The sequence below is a fragment of the Streptomyces sp. genome (genome assembly GCF_031178505.1).
GTDB classification, from domain to species: Bacteria; Actinomycetota; Actinomycetes; order Streptomycetales; family Streptomycetaceae; genus Streptomyces; species Streptomyces gulbargensis.
In genome coordinates, this window is sequence record NZ_JAPSIW010000046.1 from 1 (window position 1) to 18,529 (window position 18,529).

General features: G+C 74.7%; 17 protein-coding genes. 7 read left to right on the top strand and 10 right to left on the bottom strand.

Annotated elements, in window-relative coordinates:
- From RIF68_RS06345 to RIF68_RS06355, 3 genes are all read right to left on the bottom strand, one after another.
- Window positions 1–1,549, bottom strand: a 1,549-nt coding sequence (locus tag RIF68_RS06345; protein WP_309050144.1) for a terpene synthase family protein, incomplete at its 3' end; no start/stop codon positions are given.
- Between the two features lie 160 nt (window positions 1,550–1,709).
- The gene (locus RIF68_RS06350; protein WP_309050145.1) at window positions 1,710–3,647 is read right to left on the bottom strand and encodes a peptidoglycan recognition family protein; all 1,938 of its coding nucleotides are present in this window, start codon (window positions 3,645–3,647) and stop codon (window positions 1,710–1,712) included.
- A 273-nt stretch (window positions 3,648–3,920) separates the two neighbouring features.
- Entirely contained in the window at window positions 3,921–5,060 is a 1,140-nt protein-coding gene (locus RIF68_RS06355) for an aminoglycoside phosphotransferase family protein (RefSeq protein WP_309050146.1), read from the bottom strand.
- A 234-nt stretch (window positions 5,061–5,294) separates the two neighbouring features.
- On the opposite strand from RIF68_RS06355, the gene RIF68_RS06360 reads away from it, so the two are divergent.
- Window positions 5,295–6,785 carry a hypothetical protein gene (locus RIF68_RS06360; protein WP_309050147.1) on the top strand — a complete coding sequence of 497 codons (1,491 nt, stop codon included), beginning with the start codon at window positions 5,295–5,297 and terminating at the stop codon, window positions 6,783–6,785.
- A 190-nt stretch (window positions 6,786–6,975) separates the two neighbouring features.
- Here RIF68_RS06360 and RIF68_RS06365 read toward each other — a convergent pair whose 3' ends face one another.
- Window positions 6,976–8,493 (bottom strand): SpoIIE family protein phosphatase, encoded by a 1,518-nt coding sequence (locus tag RIF68_RS06365; RefSeq protein WP_309050148.1) that lies wholly within the window; start codon window positions 8,491–8,493, stop codon window positions 6,976–6,978.
- Window positions 8,494–8,668: 175 nt separating this feature from the next.
- On the opposite strand from RIF68_RS06365, the gene RIF68_RS36440 reads away from it, so the two are divergent.
- Window positions 8,669–11,152, top strand: a complete 2,484-nt coding sequence (locus tag RIF68_RS36440) for a hypothetical protein (RefSeq protein ID WP_375165676.1) — start codon at window positions 8,669–8,671, stop codon at window positions 11,150–11,152.
- A gap of 56 nt (window positions 11,153–11,208) precedes the next feature.
- On the opposite strand, the gene RIF68_RS06375 is transcribed toward RIF68_RS36440, so the two are convergent.
- Window positions 11,209–11,874 (bottom strand): NAD(P)-binding domain-containing protein, encoded by a 666-nt coding sequence (locus RIF68_RS06375; protein ID WP_309050149.1) that lies wholly within the window; start codon window positions 11,872–11,874, stop codon window positions 11,209–11,211.
- A 178-nt stretch (window positions 11,875–12,052) separates the two neighbouring features.
- Between RIF68_RS06375 and RIF68_RS06380 the strand changes: the two genes are divergently transcribed.
- Entirely contained in the window at window positions 12,053–12,580 is a 528-nt protein-coding gene (locus RIF68_RS06380) for a GNAT family N-acetyltransferase (RefSeq protein WP_309050150.1), read from the top strand.
- Here RIF68_RS06380 and RIF68_RS06385 read toward each other — a convergent pair.
- From RIF68_RS06385 to RIF68_RS06395, 3 genes are all read right to left on the bottom strand, one after another.
- On the bottom strand, window positions 12,562–13,188 hold the full coding sequence (locus RIF68_RS06385; RefSeq protein ID WP_375165048.1) for a YdeI family protein: 627 nt from the start codon (window positions 13,186–13,188) through the stop codon (window positions 12,562–12,564). The two genes, RIF68_RS06380 and RIF68_RS06385, sit on opposite strands and share 19 nt — an antisense overlap.
- A gap of 71 nt (window positions 13,189–13,259) precedes the next feature.
- The gene (locus tag RIF68_RS06390; RefSeq protein WP_309050152.1) at window positions 13,260–14,549 is read right to left on the bottom strand and encodes a bifunctional GNAT family N-acetyltransferase/ATP-binding protein; all 1,290 of its coding nucleotides are present in this window, start codon (window positions 14,547–14,549) and stop codon (window positions 13,260–13,262) included.
- A gap of 256 nt (window positions 14,550–14,805) precedes the next feature.
- Window positions 14,806–15,252, bottom strand: coding sequence for an SPW repeat protein (locus tag RIF68_RS06395; RefSeq protein ID WP_309050153.1), 447 nt, complete (start codon window positions 15,250–15,252; stop codon window positions 14,806–14,808).
- A gap of 259 nt (window positions 15,253–15,511) precedes the next feature.
- Between RIF68_RS06395 and RIF68_RS06400 the strand changes: the two genes are divergently transcribed.
- Both RIF68_RS06400 and RIF68_RS06405 read left to right on the top strand, forming a co-directional pair.
- Window positions 15,512–15,883, top strand: coding sequence for a cupin domain-containing protein (locus RIF68_RS06400; protein WP_309050154.1), 372 nt, complete (start codon window positions 15,512–15,514; stop codon window positions 15,881–15,883).
- 235 nt (window positions 15,884–16,118) lie between these two features.
- Entirely contained in the window at window positions 16,119–16,523 is a 405-nt protein-coding gene (locus tag RIF68_RS06405; RefSeq protein WP_309050155.1) for a nuclear transport factor 2 family protein, read from the top strand.
- Here RIF68_RS06405 and RIF68_RS06410 read toward each other — a convergent pair.
- On the bottom strand, window positions 16,514–16,879 hold the full coding sequence (locus RIF68_RS06410; protein WP_309050156.1) for a hypothetical protein: 366 nt from the start codon (window positions 16,877–16,879) through the stop codon (window positions 16,514–16,516). The two genes, RIF68_RS06405 and RIF68_RS06410, sit on opposite strands and share 10 nt — an antisense overlap.
- 113 nt (window positions 16,880–16,992) lie before the next feature.
- Window positions 16,993–17,430, bottom strand: a complete 438-nt coding sequence (locus tag RIF68_RS06415) for an OsmC family protein (RefSeq protein ID WP_309050157.1) — start codon at window positions 17,428–17,430, stop codon at window positions 16,993–16,995.
- Between the two features lie 223 nt (window positions 17,431–17,653).
- Between RIF68_RS06415 and RIF68_RS06420 the strand changes: the two genes are divergently transcribed.
- Together RIF68_RS06420 and RIF68_RS06425 are read left to right on the top strand one after the other, a co-directional pair.
- Complete coding sequence (locus RIF68_RS06420) at window positions 17,654–17,935, top strand: hypothetical protein (protein WP_309050158.1); 282 nt, start codon at window positions 17,654–17,656, stop codon at window positions 17,933–17,935.
- 159 nt (window positions 17,936–18,094) lie between these two features.
- Window positions 18,095–18,418 carry a hypothetical protein gene (locus RIF68_RS06425; protein WP_309050159.1) on the top strand — a complete coding sequence of 108 codons (324 nt, stop codon included), beginning with the start codon at window positions 18,095–18,097 and terminating at the stop codon, window positions 18,416–18,418.
- The last annotated feature ends 111 nt before the right edge of the window (window positions 18,419–18,529 follow it).

Consider the following 18,529-nt stretch of genomic DNA (forward strand, 5'->3'; position numbering starts at 1 on the left):
GGGACGCGGCCGGCATCGGACCCGCCGTCCGCGCCCACAGGTCCGCGAAGGACCGTTCGAGCGGAGGCGCGGGCAGGGACGCCGTGCCTGGCGCGGAGGCGTCCTCGGCCAGCAGGGCCTTCAGACGCTCGGTCTGCTCCTTGGCGGCCGCCAGGTTTCCGGAACGGCCGAAGACGATCGGGTAGTAGTCGTCCGCGTAGGTCCCCCAGGTCAGCCACCCGGCGCTGAGCTCCAGCTCCTCCAGGGTGGCGTCCGGGTCGAGCCCCGCCGCGCACAGCGCGAGGTCGAAGCCCTCGCACATCTCCCGGTCCCAGATGTCGTCGAGAAGCCCCATCCGCTCGGTCCAGTCGACCGAGCGCCGCTTGGCCTCCTGGTGGTGCGGGTTCAGGCTCAGTGGGTACGGCAGGTCGAAGTCGGGCAGCAGCGAGGGCCCCACGTGCTGGTGCGGCACATGGGTGAGGGAGCGCAGCCGGGCGGCGGCCGGACGGCCGAACAGCGTCCTGATGTCGAGGGCCGAGGTGCCGATGACCCCCTCGAACCGCGACGGACCGGAGACCATCCCCTCGTTCATGTAGCGGCTGGAGCGCATGTGCCACTCGTGACCGCCGGACTGCCAGTCCTGCAGCCCCTTCGTGTACGCCGCCACCGCCGCGCACTCGGCGGGGCTCAGGCGGTGCTCGACGGCGAGCGGCGGCACCTCGGTGAGGGCGGTGTTCTCGAACTGCTGGAGCCGGGAGGTCAGCAGGTCGTTGACCGCGTTCGCCGCCTCCTGCGTCGTGCAGCCGAGGAACTTCTCCAGGACCAGCACGCCGTTGCTGTTCTCGCCCTCGTCCTCCACCTCGCGCTGGTACGAGAAGAGGTCGTTGCGCAGGTGGACGGCGTCCGAGAAGGCGTCCCTGAGCACCCGCAGGGGGCGCGAGGCGGCCACCCGGTCCGGAACCTCCGCCCCGGCCGCGTACTCGACGAGCCCCGCCGACCAGGGGGCGCCGCCCACCTTGCGGCGCATCTCGATGTACTCGACGGGGTTGGCGATCCGCCCCTCGTTGATGTTGTCGAGCTCCCACAGGGACTCGTACAGCAGGTGCTCGGTCGCCTCCGCGAACCGCGCCCGCCAGCCGTCCGACATCGACGGGACGGTCCGCCGCCACAGGTCGGCGAGACCGGCCTCGACCGGGTTCCCGGGCTCGGGCATGCCCTGCGACGGGTCCGCCGGCATGAAGCCCGGCAGCCGGTCCAGGTACGCCTTGCCGCCCGCCCGGTCCGGATTCCGCTTGAACGTCTCCAGGAAGTGGTCGTCGAAGAAGAACACCCAGGTGTACCAGTCGGTGACGAGGTTCAGGGCCTCCTCGTCGCAGTCCGGATGGGTGTACGCGCACAGCAGCGCGTAGTCGTGCGCGTCGAGGTCACGCACCTCCCAGATGCCGGACCCCTCCAGCATCCCCATGGCGCGTGCCCAGTCACGGGTGTGCGCGCGGGCGGCGTCCACATGGGGATTGAGCCGGGCCGGATACGGGACGTAGAAATCCGGCATGACGAAGGGTTGGGGCATTTCCGTCAGGTGCCTTTCGGTGGACACGGACATGTCCGGGCCAGCCTTACCCGCCGGGGACCACGCGCACGCGATCTCCAAAATAGTCATATGAACGACCTGGGGGGGTGCGGAGCACCTCCGCACCACCCCACTCTCCGCCGTTTTCGGCCACGCTCCCTCAGGCCCGGGAGACCCGCACGTCGGAGGCCTTCACGAACGCGACCCGGTGGCCGAACTGGATCTGGTAGTACGCCTCCTGCCCCCGGACCACCCGGTGCCCGCTCGTGTCGAACACCGGCGCGAAGTAGTACTCGCCCGGCATCCGGTCACCCACCACGTACCGCTGTCCCGCGAGCAGCCGGTACGGCAGCGGGGACACCGCCTGCACCGGAACGCCCGCCGGGTACGCCGCCGCCTCCGGATAGGCGCGCCCGTACACCGGCACCTCGGCCAGCCCCTCCCGGGGGGTGAGCACCACGCCCCGCGCGTTCACCGCGGTCGGCTGCCCGGCCGGATTGTGGAACCACGCCTTCTGCCCCAGGTACCAGACCGCCGTCCAGTCGCCCCGGCGCTCCGCCACCGCGTAACTCTGGCCCGTGGAGGCCCGCGCCCCCGTGTCGTTCACGCCCGTGGTCGAGGGCTGCCCGCCCGGACGCAGCCCGACGTCCTTCACCAAGGGCGCGTCGGCGCTCGGCGCGGTGTGGAGGCGCACCGCCCCGCTCCCGTGCGGCGCGCACACCCCGCCCGCCGTCCCGCAGCCCGTGTAGAGCGGGCGGTGGGACGCGTAGTCCGGCCGGATCGTCACCACCGCGGCGTCCGGGCCCGCGCTCGGCGTCAGCGGACGGCCCAGCAGCCGGAAGTAGTGCGCCCAGTCCCAGTACGGCCCCGGGTCCGTGTGCATGCCCCGGATCGAGGAGGCCACCGTGCCCGGCACGTTGTCGTGGCCGAGGATGTGCTGCCGGTCCAGGGGGACGCCGTACCGCTGCGCCAGGTGCCGCACCAGCCGCGCCGACGTCCGGTACATCGCCTCCGTGTACCAGGCGTCCGGCGCCGTCAGGAAACCCTCGTGCTCCAGGCCCACCGACTTGGCGTTCACGTACCAGTTCCCCGCGTGCCAGCCGACGTCCTTCAGGGGCAGGTGCTGGGCGATGTGCCCGTCCGAGGAGCGCAGCGAGTACTGCCACGACACGTACGCCGGATCCTGCACCAGCTTCAGGGTCACGTCCCAGGTCGCCTCGGTGTCGTGGATGACGATGTAGTCGATCGACTGCGACTCCGGGCGGTTCGCCTTGTCGTGGTTGCCGTAGTCGCCGTCCCCGAACTCCTCGTACGGCGCCGGGATCCACGAACAGGCCACCGTCCGCGGGCACTCCACGGGGCCCGCCGCCGGGCGCCGCAGACCGAGGGCGTCCACCTGCCCGGTCTCCGGGGCGACCTCCGGATCCGCCGCCAGGCGCACCACCTGCCCGCTGTCGGTCGTCCGCTCCGCCCCGCTCCGGATCACGGCGAAGACCTCGTTCGCGTAGGACGCCGCCGCGGCCGCGTCCTCGGCGCCCGAGTAGCGCGCCACCGCCCCGAACCAGTCGGCCGGATCCGTGCTCGGCGCCAGCCCCGCCTCCCGCTGCGCCGCCGCCAGCAGCGCGGCACCGCCCTCGATGTTCGCCGCCGTACGGGTCCTCAGCTCCTCGGCCGGGATGCCGGAGAGCGCCGACGCCCGCTCCAGGGTGCGCAACCGCTCCGGCAACTGCTCCGGTGCCGGCGGCGGGACCTCCGCCCCGGTGCGTACCGCCCGCGAGGTGTCGCCCCGGGCGTCCTCCTCGCCGTGCGAGTGGTGCGGCGCGGACCGGGCGAGCGCCGTCGCCACGTCCGTGAGGTGCAGGGGACCGTACCCGCCGCCGACGCTCGGCGCCCCGCCGTGGGTGTCCCACCGCGACTGGAGGTACGAGACGGCGAGCAGCACGCTCTCCGGCACGCCGTGACGCTCGGCGGCCACCGCGAACTGCCGCTGCAGCGAGCCCGCCACGGGCGTGTCGGCGGTGGCGGGCGGCGCGCCCGCGAGCAGCGGAAGGAGCAGGACGGCGGGCGCGGCACGGCGGAGCAACGGGGAACGGAGCACGGCAGCCTCCAGGGACCGGGGGTGACACGGGGGACGTGCGGGAACCGGACCCGTTCAGGGGTATCGGCTTCCGGACCGCCCGTCAATCACCCCGTCATTCCCGGGTTTTCGCACGTCGGAACGGTTTCGCGGCGGCGGCGCCCGGGCCTGCGACGCGTCAGTGGCATGGACCAATGACCGTGCGGGTGCCGGGACACGACGAAGCGCCGCACCCCCGGTGTGTCGGCACCGGGTGCGCGGCGCACCACCCCCGTGTCGCGGCCGGACAGCGCCTCAGCGCGTCCCGACCGCCGCGCGCACGGCCCGCCGTGCCATGGCGCAGTCGTCGTGCAGCCGCCTCAGCAGCAGCCGCTGTTCCTCGCCGGGCGCGAGCGCCCCCGACGGCACCGGCACGGAACCGGCCGGCGGCGCCTCCTTGATGGTGCGCTGCACCGCCGTCTCGTAGGTCCGGATCTCCCGCGTCAGGACGATCATCAGGTTCACCAGGAAGGCGTCCCGGGACGCCGGACCCGCCTGCTGGGCGAGCTGGCTGATCTGCCGCCGCGCCGCCGGCGCCTCCCCGAGCACCGCCCACAGGGTCGCCAGGTCGTATCCCGGCAGGTACCAGCCCGCGTGCTCCCAGTCCACGAGGACCGGCCCGGCGGGGGACAGCAGGATGTTGGAGAGCAGCGCGTCCCCGTGGCAGAACTGCCCCATGCCCTGGCGGCCGCCCGCGTGTGCCAGCCCGTGCAGCAGCTTCTGCAGGTCGTCACGGTCCCGGTCGGTGAAGAGACCGAGCTCGTGGTAGCGGGCGATCCGGGTACCGTAGTCCAGCGGCGCGTCGAAGGTCCCGGCCGGCGGGCGCCAGGCGTTGAGCCGGGCCACCGCGCCGAGCGCCGCCCGCACGTCGGCCCGGGGCGGGGCCTCCACGGGATGCCGCGAGAGCGCCGCCGGCCGCCCGGGCATCCGCTCGATCACCAGCGTGCAGTTCTCCGGGTCCGCGGCGATCAGCCGCGGCGCCCGCACCGGCGGACGGTGGCGGACGAAGGAGCGATAAGCAGCTATTTCGTGCCGGAACCGCTCGGCCCAGGCGGGGGAGTGGTCCAGTAAAACCTTGGCCACGGCCGTGGCCCGTCCCGTCGTACCGACGATCAGTACGGAACGACCGCTGCGGCGCAGGACCTGTACCGGACGGAACTCCGGGCAGATCCGGTGCACGGAGGCGATCGCCATCCTCAGCTGGGCCCCCTGGGGGCCGGACAGATCGATCCTCCCACTGACCGGCTGCGTGCCGGTGCTCGTGCCGGTGCCCCCCACCCAGCGCCGCGGCCGCACGGCCTGCGGAGCGGGTGCGAGGTAAGGCCCGGTGCCGGCGGGGACGATGCGGTGCTGCGGCCGGGGCGGGGCGGACACGGAGGACGATGCTGTGTACATGGAGGTGACAGATCCCTTCGTGTGCCGACGATGTCGCGTGCGTCGCCCCGCCCGCCCCCGGTCCGCACCCTGGGGAATGAGGGCCGGTCGGCGGGGCGGGGTGGCGCACACCTACCTGACACCCGCGCGCGGGTGGCGGAACATCGGGCGCACCCTGGCGAACCCTGGCGAATAGTCGCCAGCCCTATGACAGGGGGTTACTGTCAACTCAGCCGAGAACCTGGGGGCTTACACGTGACCGGAGAATCCAACACCCGCCTCGCGGACCTGTTCGGCCTGGCCGGCTGGTCCAAGGGCGAACTCGCGAGGCTCGTCAACCGGCAGGCGGCGGCCATGGGCCACCCCCAGCTGGCGACGGACACCTCGCGGGTGCGGCGCTGGATCGACAAGGGGGAGACCCCGCGCGATCCCGTGCCCCGGGTGCTGGCGGCTCTGTTCACCGAGCGACTCGGCCGTGTCGTGACCATCGAGGACCTCGGGTTCGTACGACACGGGCGTGCCGGCAAACGGCAGGACGTCAGGAAGACGGACAACCCTGACGGGCTGCCCTGGCCCCCCGATCGTACGGCGGCGGTCCTCACCGAATTCACGGGAATGGACCTCATGCTCAACCGACGCGGCCTGGTGAGCGCGGGTGCCGTGCTCGCCGCCGGCTCCGTACTCAGCAGCGCCATGCACGACTGGCTGCAGACCGACCCCGCCCGGACGGGCACCGTCCCCCGGGCCACCGACCCCCTCCACGCCGACCCCGCCGGGTTCGACCGCTACGAGGCCGCCCCCATCGGGTCGGAGGAGATCGAGGCCCTGGAGCACTCGGTGGAGGTGTTCCGCGCCTGGGACGCCTCACGTGGCGGCGGACTCCAGCGCAAGGCCGTGGTGGGCCAGCTCAACGAGGTGGGCGGCATGCTCGCCTACCGGCACGCCGACCACCTCCAGCGGCGCCTGTGGGGCGTCGCCGCCAACCTGGCGGTCCTCGCGGGCTGGATGTCGCACGACGTCGGCCTCGAACCGACGGCCCAGAAGTACTTCGTGATCGCCGCCCACGCGGCACGGGAGGGCGGCGACCGGCCCCGCGCGGGCGAGGCGCTCTCCCGGGCCGCGCGCCAGATGGTGCACATCGGCCGGCCGGACGACGCCCTGGACCTGATGAAGCTCGCCCGGTCCGGCGCGGGCGAGGAGGTCCTGCCCCGGACCCAGGCCATGTTCCACACCATCGAGGCCTGGGCCCAGGCCTCGATGGGACGCGGCCAGGCCATGCGCCGCACCCTCGGTGAGGCGGAGGAACTCTTCGTCTCCGACCGCGGGGGCGAGGCGCCGAACTGGATGCAGAACTTCGACGAGGCCGACCTGCACGGCATGGAGGCGCTCGCCTACCGCACCCTCGCCGAGCACGACCCGGGCGCCGCCGTGCCCGCGCAGCGCCACGCGAAGCTCGCGATCGAACTGCGCCGCAAGGGCCACGACCGGTCGAACCTCTTCGACCACATCTCGCTCGCCTCGGCCTGCTTCATCGCGGACGACCCCGAACAGGCCGACCGCTACGCCCGGCTGGCCCTGATGTCGATGGGGGACACCTCTTCCCACCGGACCTGGGACCGGCTGCGCGAGATGTACCGGCTGACCGGCCAGTACGCGGGCTACTCGAAGATCGAGGACCTGCGGGAGGAGATCGAGCTGGCCCTGCCCCGCTCGCCCGTCAACCGGCCCCGCGCCGGCCAGGCCTGAGGAGCGGGGGCCGCATCAGGGATCCGCGCAGGGGCCGCTCCCCCTACGGGGGCCCCGGCACGGGCCCGTACGCACGGACACGGCACACCGGCGGGCGACCGGTATGCCCTCCGTGCGGCCGCCGTGCGTCGCCGGCGGAAGACACCGGGGCGGAAGGGCGGGTCAGGGCCGGCCGCCGACTGGATCCGGCTCACCCGCCGACGCGGACCACCATCACACAGGCGTCGTCCTCGCGCGTCTCCTCACCGAACTCCTCCAGGACCAGCCGCAGACAGTCCCGGGCGTCCCGGGCCCCGGCCAGGCGGGAGCCGAGGGCGAGGAGCCGCTGGGTGCCCGTGTCGTCCTCGGCGTGATCGCCCCGGGTGAGCCCGTCCGTGTGCAGCACCAGGAGGTCACCGGGCAGGAGCCCGGTCTCGGCCTCCTCGTACGCCGCACCGGTCGTCGCTCCGAGGAGCACCCCCTCGGGCCGCCGCAGGGCACGACCCGTCCCCCCGCGGAACAGCAGCGGCGCGGGGTGGCCGGCCTGCGCCCAGGTCAGCGTCCGTGCGACCGGGTCGTACCGGCAGCACATCGCGCTGCCCAGGGCGGGCTGGCCGGAGGTTTCGAGGAGCTGGTTGAGATGACCCATCAGGTCGGCGGGGCGGATCCCGGCGACCGCCATGCCGCGCAGCGCGCCCAGGAGCATCGCCATGGAGGAGGTCGCGGCGACCCCGTGCCCCGTCAGGTCCCCGACGGTGAGCAGCGCGTCGCCGTCGGGGAGCGTGAGAGCGTCGTACCAGTCACCGCCGATCAGTCCGGCGCTCGCAGCCGGCAGGTAGTGACCCGCCACGTCGAGGGGGGCCGGCCCGTCGTGGGCGAAGCTGAGCGAACCACGCCACGGCGGGAGCACCGCCTCCTGGAGCTCGACGGCCACCTGGCGCTCCGTCCGCTCCCGCTGACGGCTGCGCTCCAGGCTGTCCCGGCTCTCGCGGACGGCCCGCTCGCTGCGGCGCAGTTCGCTGACGTCCCGGATGACGGCCCACATGGAGGCCGTGCAGCCGTCGGCGTCGAGGACGGGCTCGCCCGTCATGTGCACCGTGCGCACGGCGGCGTCGGAGCGGACGATCCGGAACTCACCGTCGATCGGCTTCCCGTCGATCAGACAGTCCGTCACCATTGCCTGGAGCAACGGCTGGTCCTCCGAGAAGACCATCGTCGGCATCTCGTCCAGCGACATCGGTCCGCTCTCACGGGACCGGCCGAAGATCTGGAACAGCTCCTCCGACCAGCTCACCTCGTCGGTGAGCAAGTTCCACTCGGCGCTGCCGACACGGGAGAGGAGCGAGCCGGTACGGGGCGGGGCGGGCGCTCCGTAGGCGGCGCCGGGAGGGCCGTCGAGCGGCCCGTCGGAGAACGCCGCGAAGTCCTCCGGCGCGTCGCCGTACGCCTCGTACTCCTCCGGGGACCCTGCTCCGGTGTCCCGCCCGGGCTGGACCGGGACGCCGGCCCGCAACTGCCCCAGGTGCGCTCCTAAATCGTCCAGTTGATGGACGGCCAGATCGCACAGGGCCCGCTGCCATCGCTGCCGGGGATCGTCGTCGTTCGTCACGGCGTCCCGGCGGACGGCATCGACCTCACCACGCAGACGGCGGGTCTGCGAGATCAGCGCGTCCACCGTGCCCGGCTCCGGCGGCTGGGCGGGGCGGTCCGCGAACAGAGGGGACGGCATGTCGTACTCCGATACAGGCGCGGCGCGGCCGGTGTGAGAAGGCGGCCCGATACGACTGTGGCACAGCCGCGGACCCCTCGTAAGCCATTTGGCAACACTCGATCCGGTGGTGACTCCGGCATATGCCCGAGGCCCGGCGAGTTTCGGTCACGCCTCGACGCGTTACGGTGCTCGGGTGGTGAACGACGAGGGAATCGGCACGAGGGACCCGCACCGGGTGGACACGCGCACGGCGGGCGAACACGCGACGCACCAGCTCGGCACGGCGGTCCTGCTCGCCGCCGCGCCCGCGGGAAGGGGCAGGGCCATGGACGCCGCGTCCGTCCTGCCCGCGCTGGCCGCGGTCCCGCCGGGGGTCCTGACCGGCACCGTGACCGCGACGGTCGTCGAACTCGCCGACCCCCTCGACCCGCAGACCGTCCTCACCCGGCTGCGCGCCGCCGCGGCGACCCCCGGCCCGCTCGCGCTCTACCTCGCCGGGCAGCTGCACCTCGACCGCCGCCAGCAGCTGCCCCACCTCGCGCTCGCCCGTACGACCCCGGCGACGCTGCGGTACACGGCCCTGCCGTGGCACTGGCTCACCGCCGAACTCGCCGTCCGGCCTCCGGGGACGACGACGGTCGTCGCCGACCTGGCGGCGGACGCGGGCGTCCTCGAACGGCTCGCCACCGACCACGCCCTGCTCCGACTCGGTCCCGACACGCCCCTGTTCGGCCGGATCGTCCCGGCTCCCCGGCGCGGTGAACCCGTCACCCCCGACTACCTCCGCGCCTGGGCCGACCTCTGGCGTACGGGCGCCCGCCCGAGCGTCTGGACCCTGCACGCGGAGGCGGCAGCCCGCTCCCCGATGGCCGGGAGCCGGCTGCTCACCCCGCCGCAGCCGCCCGCCGGCGCGCCGTACACCCCGCCGCCACCGCCGGGCGGAACGTTCGTGCCCGTCGGCCGGGAGGACGACCTGACGAATCCGACGGTCCGCTTCGCCGCGCCCGGCGCCGTCCGGCGGGTCGGCGGGGTGCCCGGACCGGGACTGCCCGCGCCCGCGAACGGAGCCGTACCTGCCGGGCCGGGTCCCGTACCGGTACCCGCGCCGACCGGGTCCGGTGCCGGTACCGGGAACGGCACGGCCGTCCCCGGCGAAGCCGTACCGGCGGCGCGGTCCGAGGCCCCGGCCCCGCCGGGCACGGGTGACAAGGGGCCGGGGAACCCGGTGGGGACCCGCCCGCCGGCGTCGGGGCGGGGGGAACCCGGGATCGCACCGTTGACTCCGGCCGAACCCGAGTCCGCGCCGGCCGACCGGCCGGTGGAGCCCGTGCCCACCTCGGTGGTTCCGGCCCTGTCCGACCCCGCGCGGCCCGGTCGGCCGGCCGCGGGTCTCGCCGGCCCCGGGGCCTCGCCGACCGGCCGGCCGGCGCCGGCGGGGTTCGTGTCCGGGGCGCCGCCGGTGCCGTCCGCCCGGCCGGCGACGGCGGTTCCGGCCCTGCCCGAGGCCGCGCGGCCCGATCAGCAGGCCGCGAGTCCCGCCGCGCCCGAGGCTTCGCGGGCCGACCGGCCGATGGCGGTTCCGCCGGAGTCCCCGACGGCGGCGGCCGAGGCCTCGCTGACCGACCGGCAGGCGACCGTTGTGCCCGTATCCGCCTCGGTGGTTCCGGCCCTGCCCGAGGCCGCGCGGCCCGAACAGCCTGGCGTGGCGGCTGAGGAGCCGGTGGCCGTCCGGCCCGTACTCGCCGCCGCGAGTCCCGCAGGCCCGGAGGCCTCGCCGACCGCCCGGCCGGCGACGGCGGTTCCGGCCGCGAGTCCCGCCGCGCCCGAGGCTTCGCCGGCCGACAGGCCAAGGGCAGTCCCGCCGCTGACGGCGGCATCCGGAGCCGCGCCGACCGACCGGCCGATGCCGGTCCCGCCGGTGCCCGCGACGGTGGAGCCCGTGTCCGCCTCGGTGGTTCCGGCGGCGACCGAGGCCGCACGGCCCGATCAGCCGGCCGCGAGCCCCGCCGGGCCCGGGGCCGCGCCGGCCGACCGGCCGGTGCCCGCGGGGTCCGGGCCCGCGTCGCCGCCCCTGCCGGGCGTCCCCGCGCCGGCGGAACCGGCACGGTCGGAGACGTCACCGTCCGACCGGCCTGTCGCCGGCGGGGAGGGCTCGGACCGGACGGGGGCCCGGGAGGTGACTGACGGCTCATCAGCTCCGGGGCATGGCACGGAGGCTGACGCCGCATCGGGAACAGTGCGGCCGGCCGGTGGTGTCACCGCCGGGGTGGAGGATCCGCACCCCGCGATCCTGGCCGCCGCCATGGCGGGACGGCACGGGGAGGCGGCGGCGGTGGCCGCCGCCTGGGAGAGCGAGGCGCTGCGCCGGTTCGGCCCGCGGTCGCGGGAGGCGCTGCACTGGCTCGAGGTGCGGGCGGATCTCGCGCGGCTCGCGGGGGAGCCGGCCCGGAGCTGTGAGCTGTGGCTCTCCGTCGCCGACGCCCTGCTGGCGTGGGGCCGGCGCCCCGACGACCCGGAGGTGGAGGGCGCCGTGGACCGCGCCCACCACCAGTGGGAGCAGATCGGTGACCCGGCGCGGGCCCGCACCCTCGGACCCGCGCTCCTGGCGCTGCGGCAGCGGGTGCCGGGGCGCAAGCCGGGGGCGCTGGAGGCCCTGCGGCGCCGAATGGGCCGATGACGAGGGCCCCGGCGGAGGGTTCGGTGGCCTCCGCCGGGGACTCCGGTCCTCGCGCGCTACGACGTGCTGCCCGCGCCCTTCGTACGGGGGACGACCCGGATGCCGAAGCCGTAGTCCCCGGTGGACCGGGCGATCGCGATGAAGAGCAGGGCGTAGTGCTCCTGGCCCCGGGCCGTCTCGATACCGCCCAGGTCGAGCAGGGACTCGGCGGGCCAGCCGAGATCACGGAGGAGACCGCTCACCACGCGCTTCGCCTCCGCGTCCTCGCCGGAGAGGAAGATCGTGGCCGGCCCCTCCAGGGAGTCCGGGGCCACCATCAGCTCGCGGTCGACCGTCGCGAGGCTCTTGACCACGCGGGTCTCCGGGAAGGCCCGCTGGATCTCCTCACCGAGGCTGACCCCCGGGTGGGAGAGGGAGCCGTCCTCCAAGAAGCCCACGCCGACGTCCAGGACGACCTTCCCGGCGAGCGCCGGGGCCCCGATCGAGCCGAGGAGGGCGACCGAGGCGGTGCCCGGCGTCGCGTTCACCACGACATCGGCGCCGGCGACGGCGCCGGCCGGGGTGTCGACGCGCACCCCCGCCGCCCTGAGTGCCTCCAGTGCGGTGAGGAGTTCCGGGTCCCCGGGCCGCCGTGAGCCGAGGAGGACCTCATGACCCGCCCGGGACCAGGCTCCCGAGAGGGCCTGTCCCACATGACCTGTACCTATGATTCCGATGCGCATGGGGATCATGCTGTCGGGGCCCGAGCCGTCCGCGCCTCGGGCGGAGGATCCTGGTCGCCCGGTCCCCTGGACCTACGCCGCACGTCGGACCGCCCCCGGCCCGGTGTCCCGGTACCGCCACCGTGGCGGGCGTGAGGGCGGCTCCGGGCGCGCCCGGCGGGCTGGGATGATCGGAGGCATGACCGCCGTCCCGACGCCCGCACCCCCTGCACCGCCCGCGGGACCCGCACCCTCCCTGCCGCTCACCACCGACCGGCTGGTGCTGCGGCCCGTCCGGAGGGCAGACCTGCCCGCCGTGACGCGGCTGTGGACGGACCCCCGGGTACGGGAGCACCTCGGCGGACCGGTGACCGAGCCGGTCATCCGCATCCGGCGGCGGCGGATCGTCGGCGCGCCCGGCTGTCACGCGGTGGTCCGCGCCGAGGACGGGACGGTCGTGGGCCTCGTCACGGTGGAGCCGGGCGGCCGGAACGGCGAGACGGAGGTCTCGTACCAGTTCCTGCCCGAGCACTGGGGACGCGGCTACGCGCGCGAGGCGGTGGCCGCCGCCGTCGCGCGGGTCCTGGCGGACGCCCCGAGCGTCGTCGCCGTCACGCAGGAGGCCAACCACCGTTCGCGCCGCCTCCTGGAGGCGGTCGGACTGGAGCACGCCGAGTCCTTCGTGGAGTGGGACGCCCACCAGGTGCTCTACCGGCGCCGCGCCTGAGACGTGTCCTGGCCGCCGTTCGCGCCGGCCCGCAGGGCCGCGAGCGCGCGGTCCATGCGGGCGGCCCGGGTCCCGGGCGTCCGCGCCTGCCACAGGCCGAGGATCACCAGGTAGCGGTCGGTCCTGCCGAGGGCGTCGAACGCCGCCGCGGCCCGCGGGTCCGCGGCGAGGGCCGCCGCGAGGTCGTCCGGCACGGTGGCGTCCTTCTGGGAGGGGTAGGCGTTCTCCCAGCGTCCGTCCGCCTGCGCCGCCCGCACCTCGGCGAGGCCCGGCTCGCGCATCCGCCCCGCCGCCGTCAGTGCCTCCACCTGCCGCACGTTGACCTGGGACCACAGGCTCCGTTTCCGGCGGGGGGTGATCTTCTGAAGGTAGGTGCGGGAGTCCCGGGCCTTGCGCTTGCCGGTGATCCAGCCGTAGGCCAGCGTGGCGTCGAGGATCTCCTCGGCGGTCGGCGAGGGCACGCCCGCGTCCTTGCGGCCGAGCAGCAGCCAGATGCCGGGCGTGTCCCCGTGGTGCTCCTCCAGCCAGGCCTCCAGCTCCGCACCGCCGCCGTCGAAGGCCAGGACGGCGAGCCCTTCGTCCGTACCGAACGTCTCCACCCGAACCATCCCTTCCGCGCCCCCCGAGGGCCCGTGCCCCTCCATGGTGACAGGGCCCCGGTGGCGGGCGCGGGGCGGTCTCAGACGCGGGCGTGAGTGGTGATGTCCGAGGCGAACTGCTCGACCATGTCCGGCGTGACCGTGGGCCGGCACTGGGCGATGGCCTCCAGGTAGTCGGCCGTGCTCGCCCCCGGTGCCGGAGCGTCGGTCCCCCGGCCGCCGACCGCCACCAGGTCCCGCTCGAAGGAGGCCTGGGCGGCGATGCGTGCCGCGTGCTCGATGTCCGCGGGTGTGAACAGCTCGCTGGCGAGGACGAGTTCGTCGATGTCGACCTCCGGGCGGCCGTCGGTGTAGCGGGCCCAGATCGCGGCGCGGGCCGCCTTGTCCGGCGTACCGACCGGAATGAGGTAGTCGAAGCGGCCGGGGCGGAGGAAGGCCGGGTCGAGGGAACGGATGGAGTTGGTGGCGCAGACGAGCAACCGCTCGTCGCGCTCCCTGAACCCGGGGATCAGCTTGAGGAGTTCGTTGGTCACCCCGTGCATGCCGCCCGGCTGGGCGGGCTCCGAGCGGACCGGGGCGATCTCCTCCACCTCGTCGATGAAGACGAGGACCCGCTCCAGTTCGGCGATCCGGGCGAAGGCCGAGCGCAGTGCCGCGGCGAGGTTGCCCTCGTCGGCGAGCCGGGACGGCAGGATCTCCACGAAGGGCCAGCCGAGCCGGGACGCGATCCCGCGCGCGAAGGTGGTCTTGCCGGTGCCGGGCGGGCCGAAGAGGCAGACCGCGCGCGGCGGCCGCACCCCGTGCCGGGTCGCCCGCTCCGGCTCGGCGAGCGGCAGCACGACCCGCCGCTCGATGAGGTCCTTCTCGCGTTCCATGCCGGCCACCTTGGCCCACAGGTCGCCGGGGAGCAGCCGGCCGCCGAGGTCGTCGAGAAGACCGGCGGCGGGGCCGTGCAGCGGCTCGATCTTCTCGAAGTACGCCACCGCGGGCTGGCGCGTGTACCCGGCGTTGAGCAGCCCCTCGCCGAGCAGTTCCTCCTCCGGAAGGACGTACGCGATCCGCCCCACCCGGGCGGCCACGAGACGGCGCTCCAGCTCCACGAGGAGCGCGCTCGCCAGTCCCCGGCCACGCCACGCCGACGAGATCGCGACCCGCATGACCCAGGCGCGCTCGCCGGCCACGCAGGCGAGGGCCGCACCGATGGGCGTGCCCTGGTGGACGGCGACCACGGCCGGCTGGCGGGAGGTGAGGGCGCCGATGCACTCGGCGAGGGAGAAGACGGACTCCTGGCCGAGTTCGGCCGTGGTGTCGATCAGGTGGACGACCGCGGCGAGATCGCTCTCGCGGTAGTCGTGGATGTGCCAGTTCACCGGTGGTACCGCCCCTCGTTCGTGCCGTTGCGGCGAGGCTAGGGGCGGCCCGGGGGAGCGGTCCTGCGCCATCCTGCACAAGCGCGGCCCGCCGAACGCGCCGATCCGTCACTGGCCGGAGCGGGCCGTGTACGCAGGGGGGCGGGCCGCCGGGGGCGTGGACGGGCGGAGGGGGAGCGTGATCCCGCACGGGAACGGCGGCACCTGGGAGGCGCCGCCGTTCGGTGGAGGATTCGCGGACCGGTCGGTGATCCGGTCAGTGGGTCGCACCCTTTCTCCTGGTCATCAGCAGGCCGCCGGCCGTGAGGGCGAAGAGGCAGACGCACGCGCCCGTGATGACATTGCTGAGGATCGGGCCTGTGTCGGGGTTCCTCGACACCACCCATGGCGCGGCGATCAGCCACGCGCCCATGAGCAGCACGACGAAGTTCAGGTCCGCGGACCGTTCCGGGGCCATCGACATACACAGGCCGAGCACCGCGAGGGCGATGCCGACGACCAGGTTGGTGATGGCGAGTTCGGGACGGGCGGCCGCGAAGTGAACCGTCCACGCGGAGACCGCGGCCCAGATTCCGGCGAGGATCACGAGTTCCTCGACGGCGGCGACCCCTCGGGTCTGCAGCATGCGGGCGTAACGGTCCCGCATCTCCGGAGCGTCGGGGTGCCCCCGGATATCACCGGGACGGTGAGAGACGTCGGCCATACGACTCGCCTCCTTCGGCGTCTTGCTCGTCCGACCGAATGTGCGGCGGGTGCCGCGCTTTCATTGTGCTCTTATATGCCCTTTATGTGTAGGTCTATCCCCTCGGAAGATGAGGGAGAAGCCGGGAACGGGGCGGGTACGGGGAGCGGTTCCGTCCCGCTCGCGCCGGTCGGGTCTCCACCGGAACCGGATGGTGCGTCCGGGCGTAGCCTGGAAGAGGACTCGGGGCCCACGTCCCACCGCCGGGAGGCGGACGACGATGACCGGCATTGTGAGAAAGAGCTTTGACAGCGCGGACGAGACCCGTCCCTTCGAGGACGGCAAGGGCAGGCTCGACCTGCTCACCACGGACCGCGGCCCCATCGGCCGCGCGACGTTCGAACCCGGCTGGCGGTGGTCCCAGCACGTCAAGCCGATCGCCGGCACCGACAGCTGCGAGGCGGCGCACTTCGGCTACATCGTCAGCGGCCGGCTCAAGGTCGTCATGAACGACGGCGAGGAAAGTGAGATCGGACCTGGTGACCTCATGCAGGTCGCGCCCGGCCACGATGCCTGGGTCGTGGGCGACGAGCCCTGCGTGGCCCTGGACTGGGTCGGCTTCGGGGACTACGCGGTGCGCGACGCGGGCTGACGCTCGGCAGGGTGTCCGGGTTCCGTCCCGTCCTCGCCCCGGCGCCCGGAGGCCCGGGCTCCGGTGCCCGCGTCCGGGCGGACGTGCCCGGGCGCCGAGCGGCCCGTGCCGGCCTGGCGTCCCCCTGGCGTCGGAAATGCCGCGCCGGCACCGCCGTCGCCCGGCACAATGCGGTCATGATCCATGAACGACGGACCATCGCCATGCACCGTGCCGCCGTGACGGGGATGACGCGGTGAACGACGCCCAGCACCCCGACATCGCCGAGGCCCTCGCGGGGGAACGCGCCCTCCTGAACCCCGCCGTACGCGCCTCCCGGGCCGAGGCGGCCGCGCTCCTGGACCCGGAGTTCACCGAGGTCGGTGCCTCCGGGCGCCGCTGGACGTACGAGGAGATGATCGCCTCCCTCCCGGAGATGGGGGGCGCCACCGAGGACGGTCCCCGATTCGAGGCGACCGGCTTCACCGGCACCCTGCTCGCGCCCGGCGTCGTCCACCTCCGTTACGAGACCACGCTCGACGGCCTCCGGGTGCGCCGCAGCTCCCTCTGGCGCCGGGACCCCGAGAACCCGCTCGCCGGGCCCCTGCGCATGTACTACCACCAGGGGACACCCGTCCCCGGGGCGCGGCCTCACCCGTAGGCGTCGGTCACGCAGTCGACGGCGCACCGGCCCCGCTCGTACCGGCGCCGGAGCGCCGCCGCCGCGTGCCGGCGCTCCACCCCCGCGTAGCCGTACCGCTCCCGGACGAGCCGCTCCACGGCGTCCACCGTCACGAGCGCCGGCTCACCGTCCCCCGCCGACCTGCGGGCCGCCGCGATCGCCTGGTCCGCCGCCTGCAACAGCGCCCGCATGTACGCGCGATGCTCGGCCGCCTGCGCCCGCGACGCGGCGAACGGCCGCACCGCGCGCCCCTTCCACAGCACCCCGGCCGCCACGAGCCCGACGCCCACCATGACGACGAGCGCCCCCAGCACGCCGTCGACGCTCCACCGCATGGCCCGCCGCCTTCCCCCATTCCTTCCGGTCGGCCCGAGTCTAGGGGCTCCCCGCGCGTGCCCGGCGCCGTCTCCGTCCACCGGCCCCGGTGTGCGACCGGCGCGCGGCGTGGTCAGCCCTCGAAGCCGGTCGAGCCGTCCGGGAGGATGGCCTCGACACGGGCGCCGTGTTCGACGGTGCGGCTCACCGTGCAGAACTTCTCGTGCGTCAGGCGCACACCCCGCGCGAACACTTCCGCGGCGCGCGGGTTGGTGTCGGGGAGGTCGAACTCGTAGCTGACGCGGATGCGTCCGATCCGGCCGTCGTCCTCCGGGCCGGAGACCGACTCCACCACGATGCGCAGGTCGTCGTGGTCCACGGCCCGCGCCGTCCGGTCGATCACCAGACCGCCGCAGCCGCCCATCGCCGCGAGCAGCAGCTCGACCGGGGTGAACGACGGCTGCGCGTCGGCGTCGTCCGCCGCGGCCATCCGCACCTCCGCGCCCCGGTCGTTGCGGGCGGTCCAGTTCCGGTACCCGGTGCGGACGGTCTCGATCCGGTAGTCGGCCATGGCGGCGGTGCTCCTTCGTCGTCGGTGGGCGGTCGCGCTCGTACGGTACGGCCCGTCCCGCCCACGCAACCCCACCGCCCCCGCCCGCGGCAAACGGACGCGCCGCCGCCGGGATCCCCCCACCCGTACCCGCCGGCACCCGTGCCGTCTGAGTACCCGCGGCCCCGGCCCCTGAGTACGCCGACCGATGCCGCCCTCGGGACGCCCCTGCTGAACTGGGATCATGAACGCCGACACCCCGCGCCCCCGTCCCCTGAGGCACGTCACCGCCACCGGCTCCGCCCTCGCCGTCGCGCTGGCCCCGCTGGTCGTCGGCGCGCTGCTGGCCCGCTCGGTGGGCGGCGACCCCACCGTCACGGTCAACGCGCTCATCACCTCCGGAGGCCGGCGCGCCCACATCTGCCGTGCCCAGCTGCGCTCCTGCGGCGGCCGGGCGGTCGAGCGGGCCCGCCGCGCGCGCCCCGCCCGCCGGAGGGCCGGCGCGCGGTCGGGTGCCAACTCCTGACCGACCTGCGGACATCCGTTTGCGGCCGACAGGTCCGGTCGGATAGGGAGACCGCATGCTTCGAGGCACGACGGTCGGGCTCCGCGCCCGGTACGAGCAACTCCTCCTGCCCGTCCTTCCCCCCGCTCCGACGACACCCGCGCACCACGAAGGGAACACGTGACCGCGAAGCATCCGGCGCTCGACGCCGTCGGCCGCCTGTACGAGGACCACATGCGCGCGCCGTACCCGCGCGGCCTGCGCGGCGCGGACCGGGCCGGCATCGACATGGTGACGCTCGACGCCGACACCGCTGGCTGGGTGCACACCTGCATCAAGAACGGCGGCTCCCTCGACGCCCGGGGCCACGGCATCCTCCTGCGCTGTGCCGACCGACTGGACCGCGTCATGCCGGCGCTCGCCGCGGCGGACGACCCCGCGTACTGGCGTCGCCTGCGGGACCTCGCCCGCCTCGTGGCGGACACCGTGCCCTCCGGGGGCTGAGGCCCGCGCCCGCCGGGGCCGCCCCGTGAGGCGGCCCCGGCGGGTCGCGTCACGGTGACCGCTCCCCGTCGGCCGCGGCGAAGGGCGAGGCCTGCGCCGGTACGCCGGACC

What these genes read in the sequence shown, in the direction of transcription:
- RIF68_RS06355 (WP_309050146.1), bottom strand. Translation starts at nt 5,060, where the DNA reads ATGTACACAGCATCGTCCTCCGTGTCCGCCCCGCCCCGGCCGCAGCAC.
- RIF68_RS06380 (WP_309050150.1), top strand. Translation starts at nt 12,053, where the DNA reads ATGACCGCCGTCCCGACGCCCGCACCCCCTGCACCGCCCGCGGGACCC.
- RIF68_RS06395 (WP_309050153.1), bottom strand. Translation starts at nt 15,252, where the DNA reads ATGGCCGACGTCTCTCACCGTCCCGGTGATATCCGGGGGCACCCCGAC.
- RIF68_RS06410 (WP_309050156.1), bottom strand. Translation starts at nt 16,879, where the DNA reads ATGCGGTGGAGCGTCGACGGCGTGCTGGGGGCGCTCGTCGTCATGGTG.
- RIF68_RS06415 (WP_309050157.1), bottom strand. Translation starts at nt 17,430, where the DNA reads ATGGCCGACTACCGGATCGAGACCGTCCGCACCGGGTACCGGAACTGG.
- RIF68_RS06400 (WP_309050154.1), top strand. Translation starts at nt 15,512, where the DNA reads ATGACCGGCATTGTGAGAAAGAGCTTTGACAGCGCGGACGAGACCCGT.
- RIF68_RS06420 (WP_309050158.1), top strand. Translation starts at nt 17,654, where the DNA reads ATGAACGCCGACACCCCGCGCCCCCGTCCCCTGAGGCACGTCACCGCC.
- RIF68_RS06385 (WP_375165048.1), bottom strand. Translation starts at nt 13,188, where the DNA reads ATGGTTCGGGTGGAGACGTTCGGTACGGACGAAGGGCTCGCCGTCCTG.
- RIF68_RS06375 (WP_309050149.1), bottom strand. Translation starts at nt 11,874, where the DNA reads ATGCGCATCGGAATCATAGGTACAGGTCATGTGGGACAGGCCCTCTCG.
- RIF68_RS06365 (WP_309050148.1), bottom strand. Translation starts at nt 8,493, where the DNA reads ATGCCGTCCCCTCTGTTCGCGGACCGCCCCGCCCAGCCGCCGGAGCCG.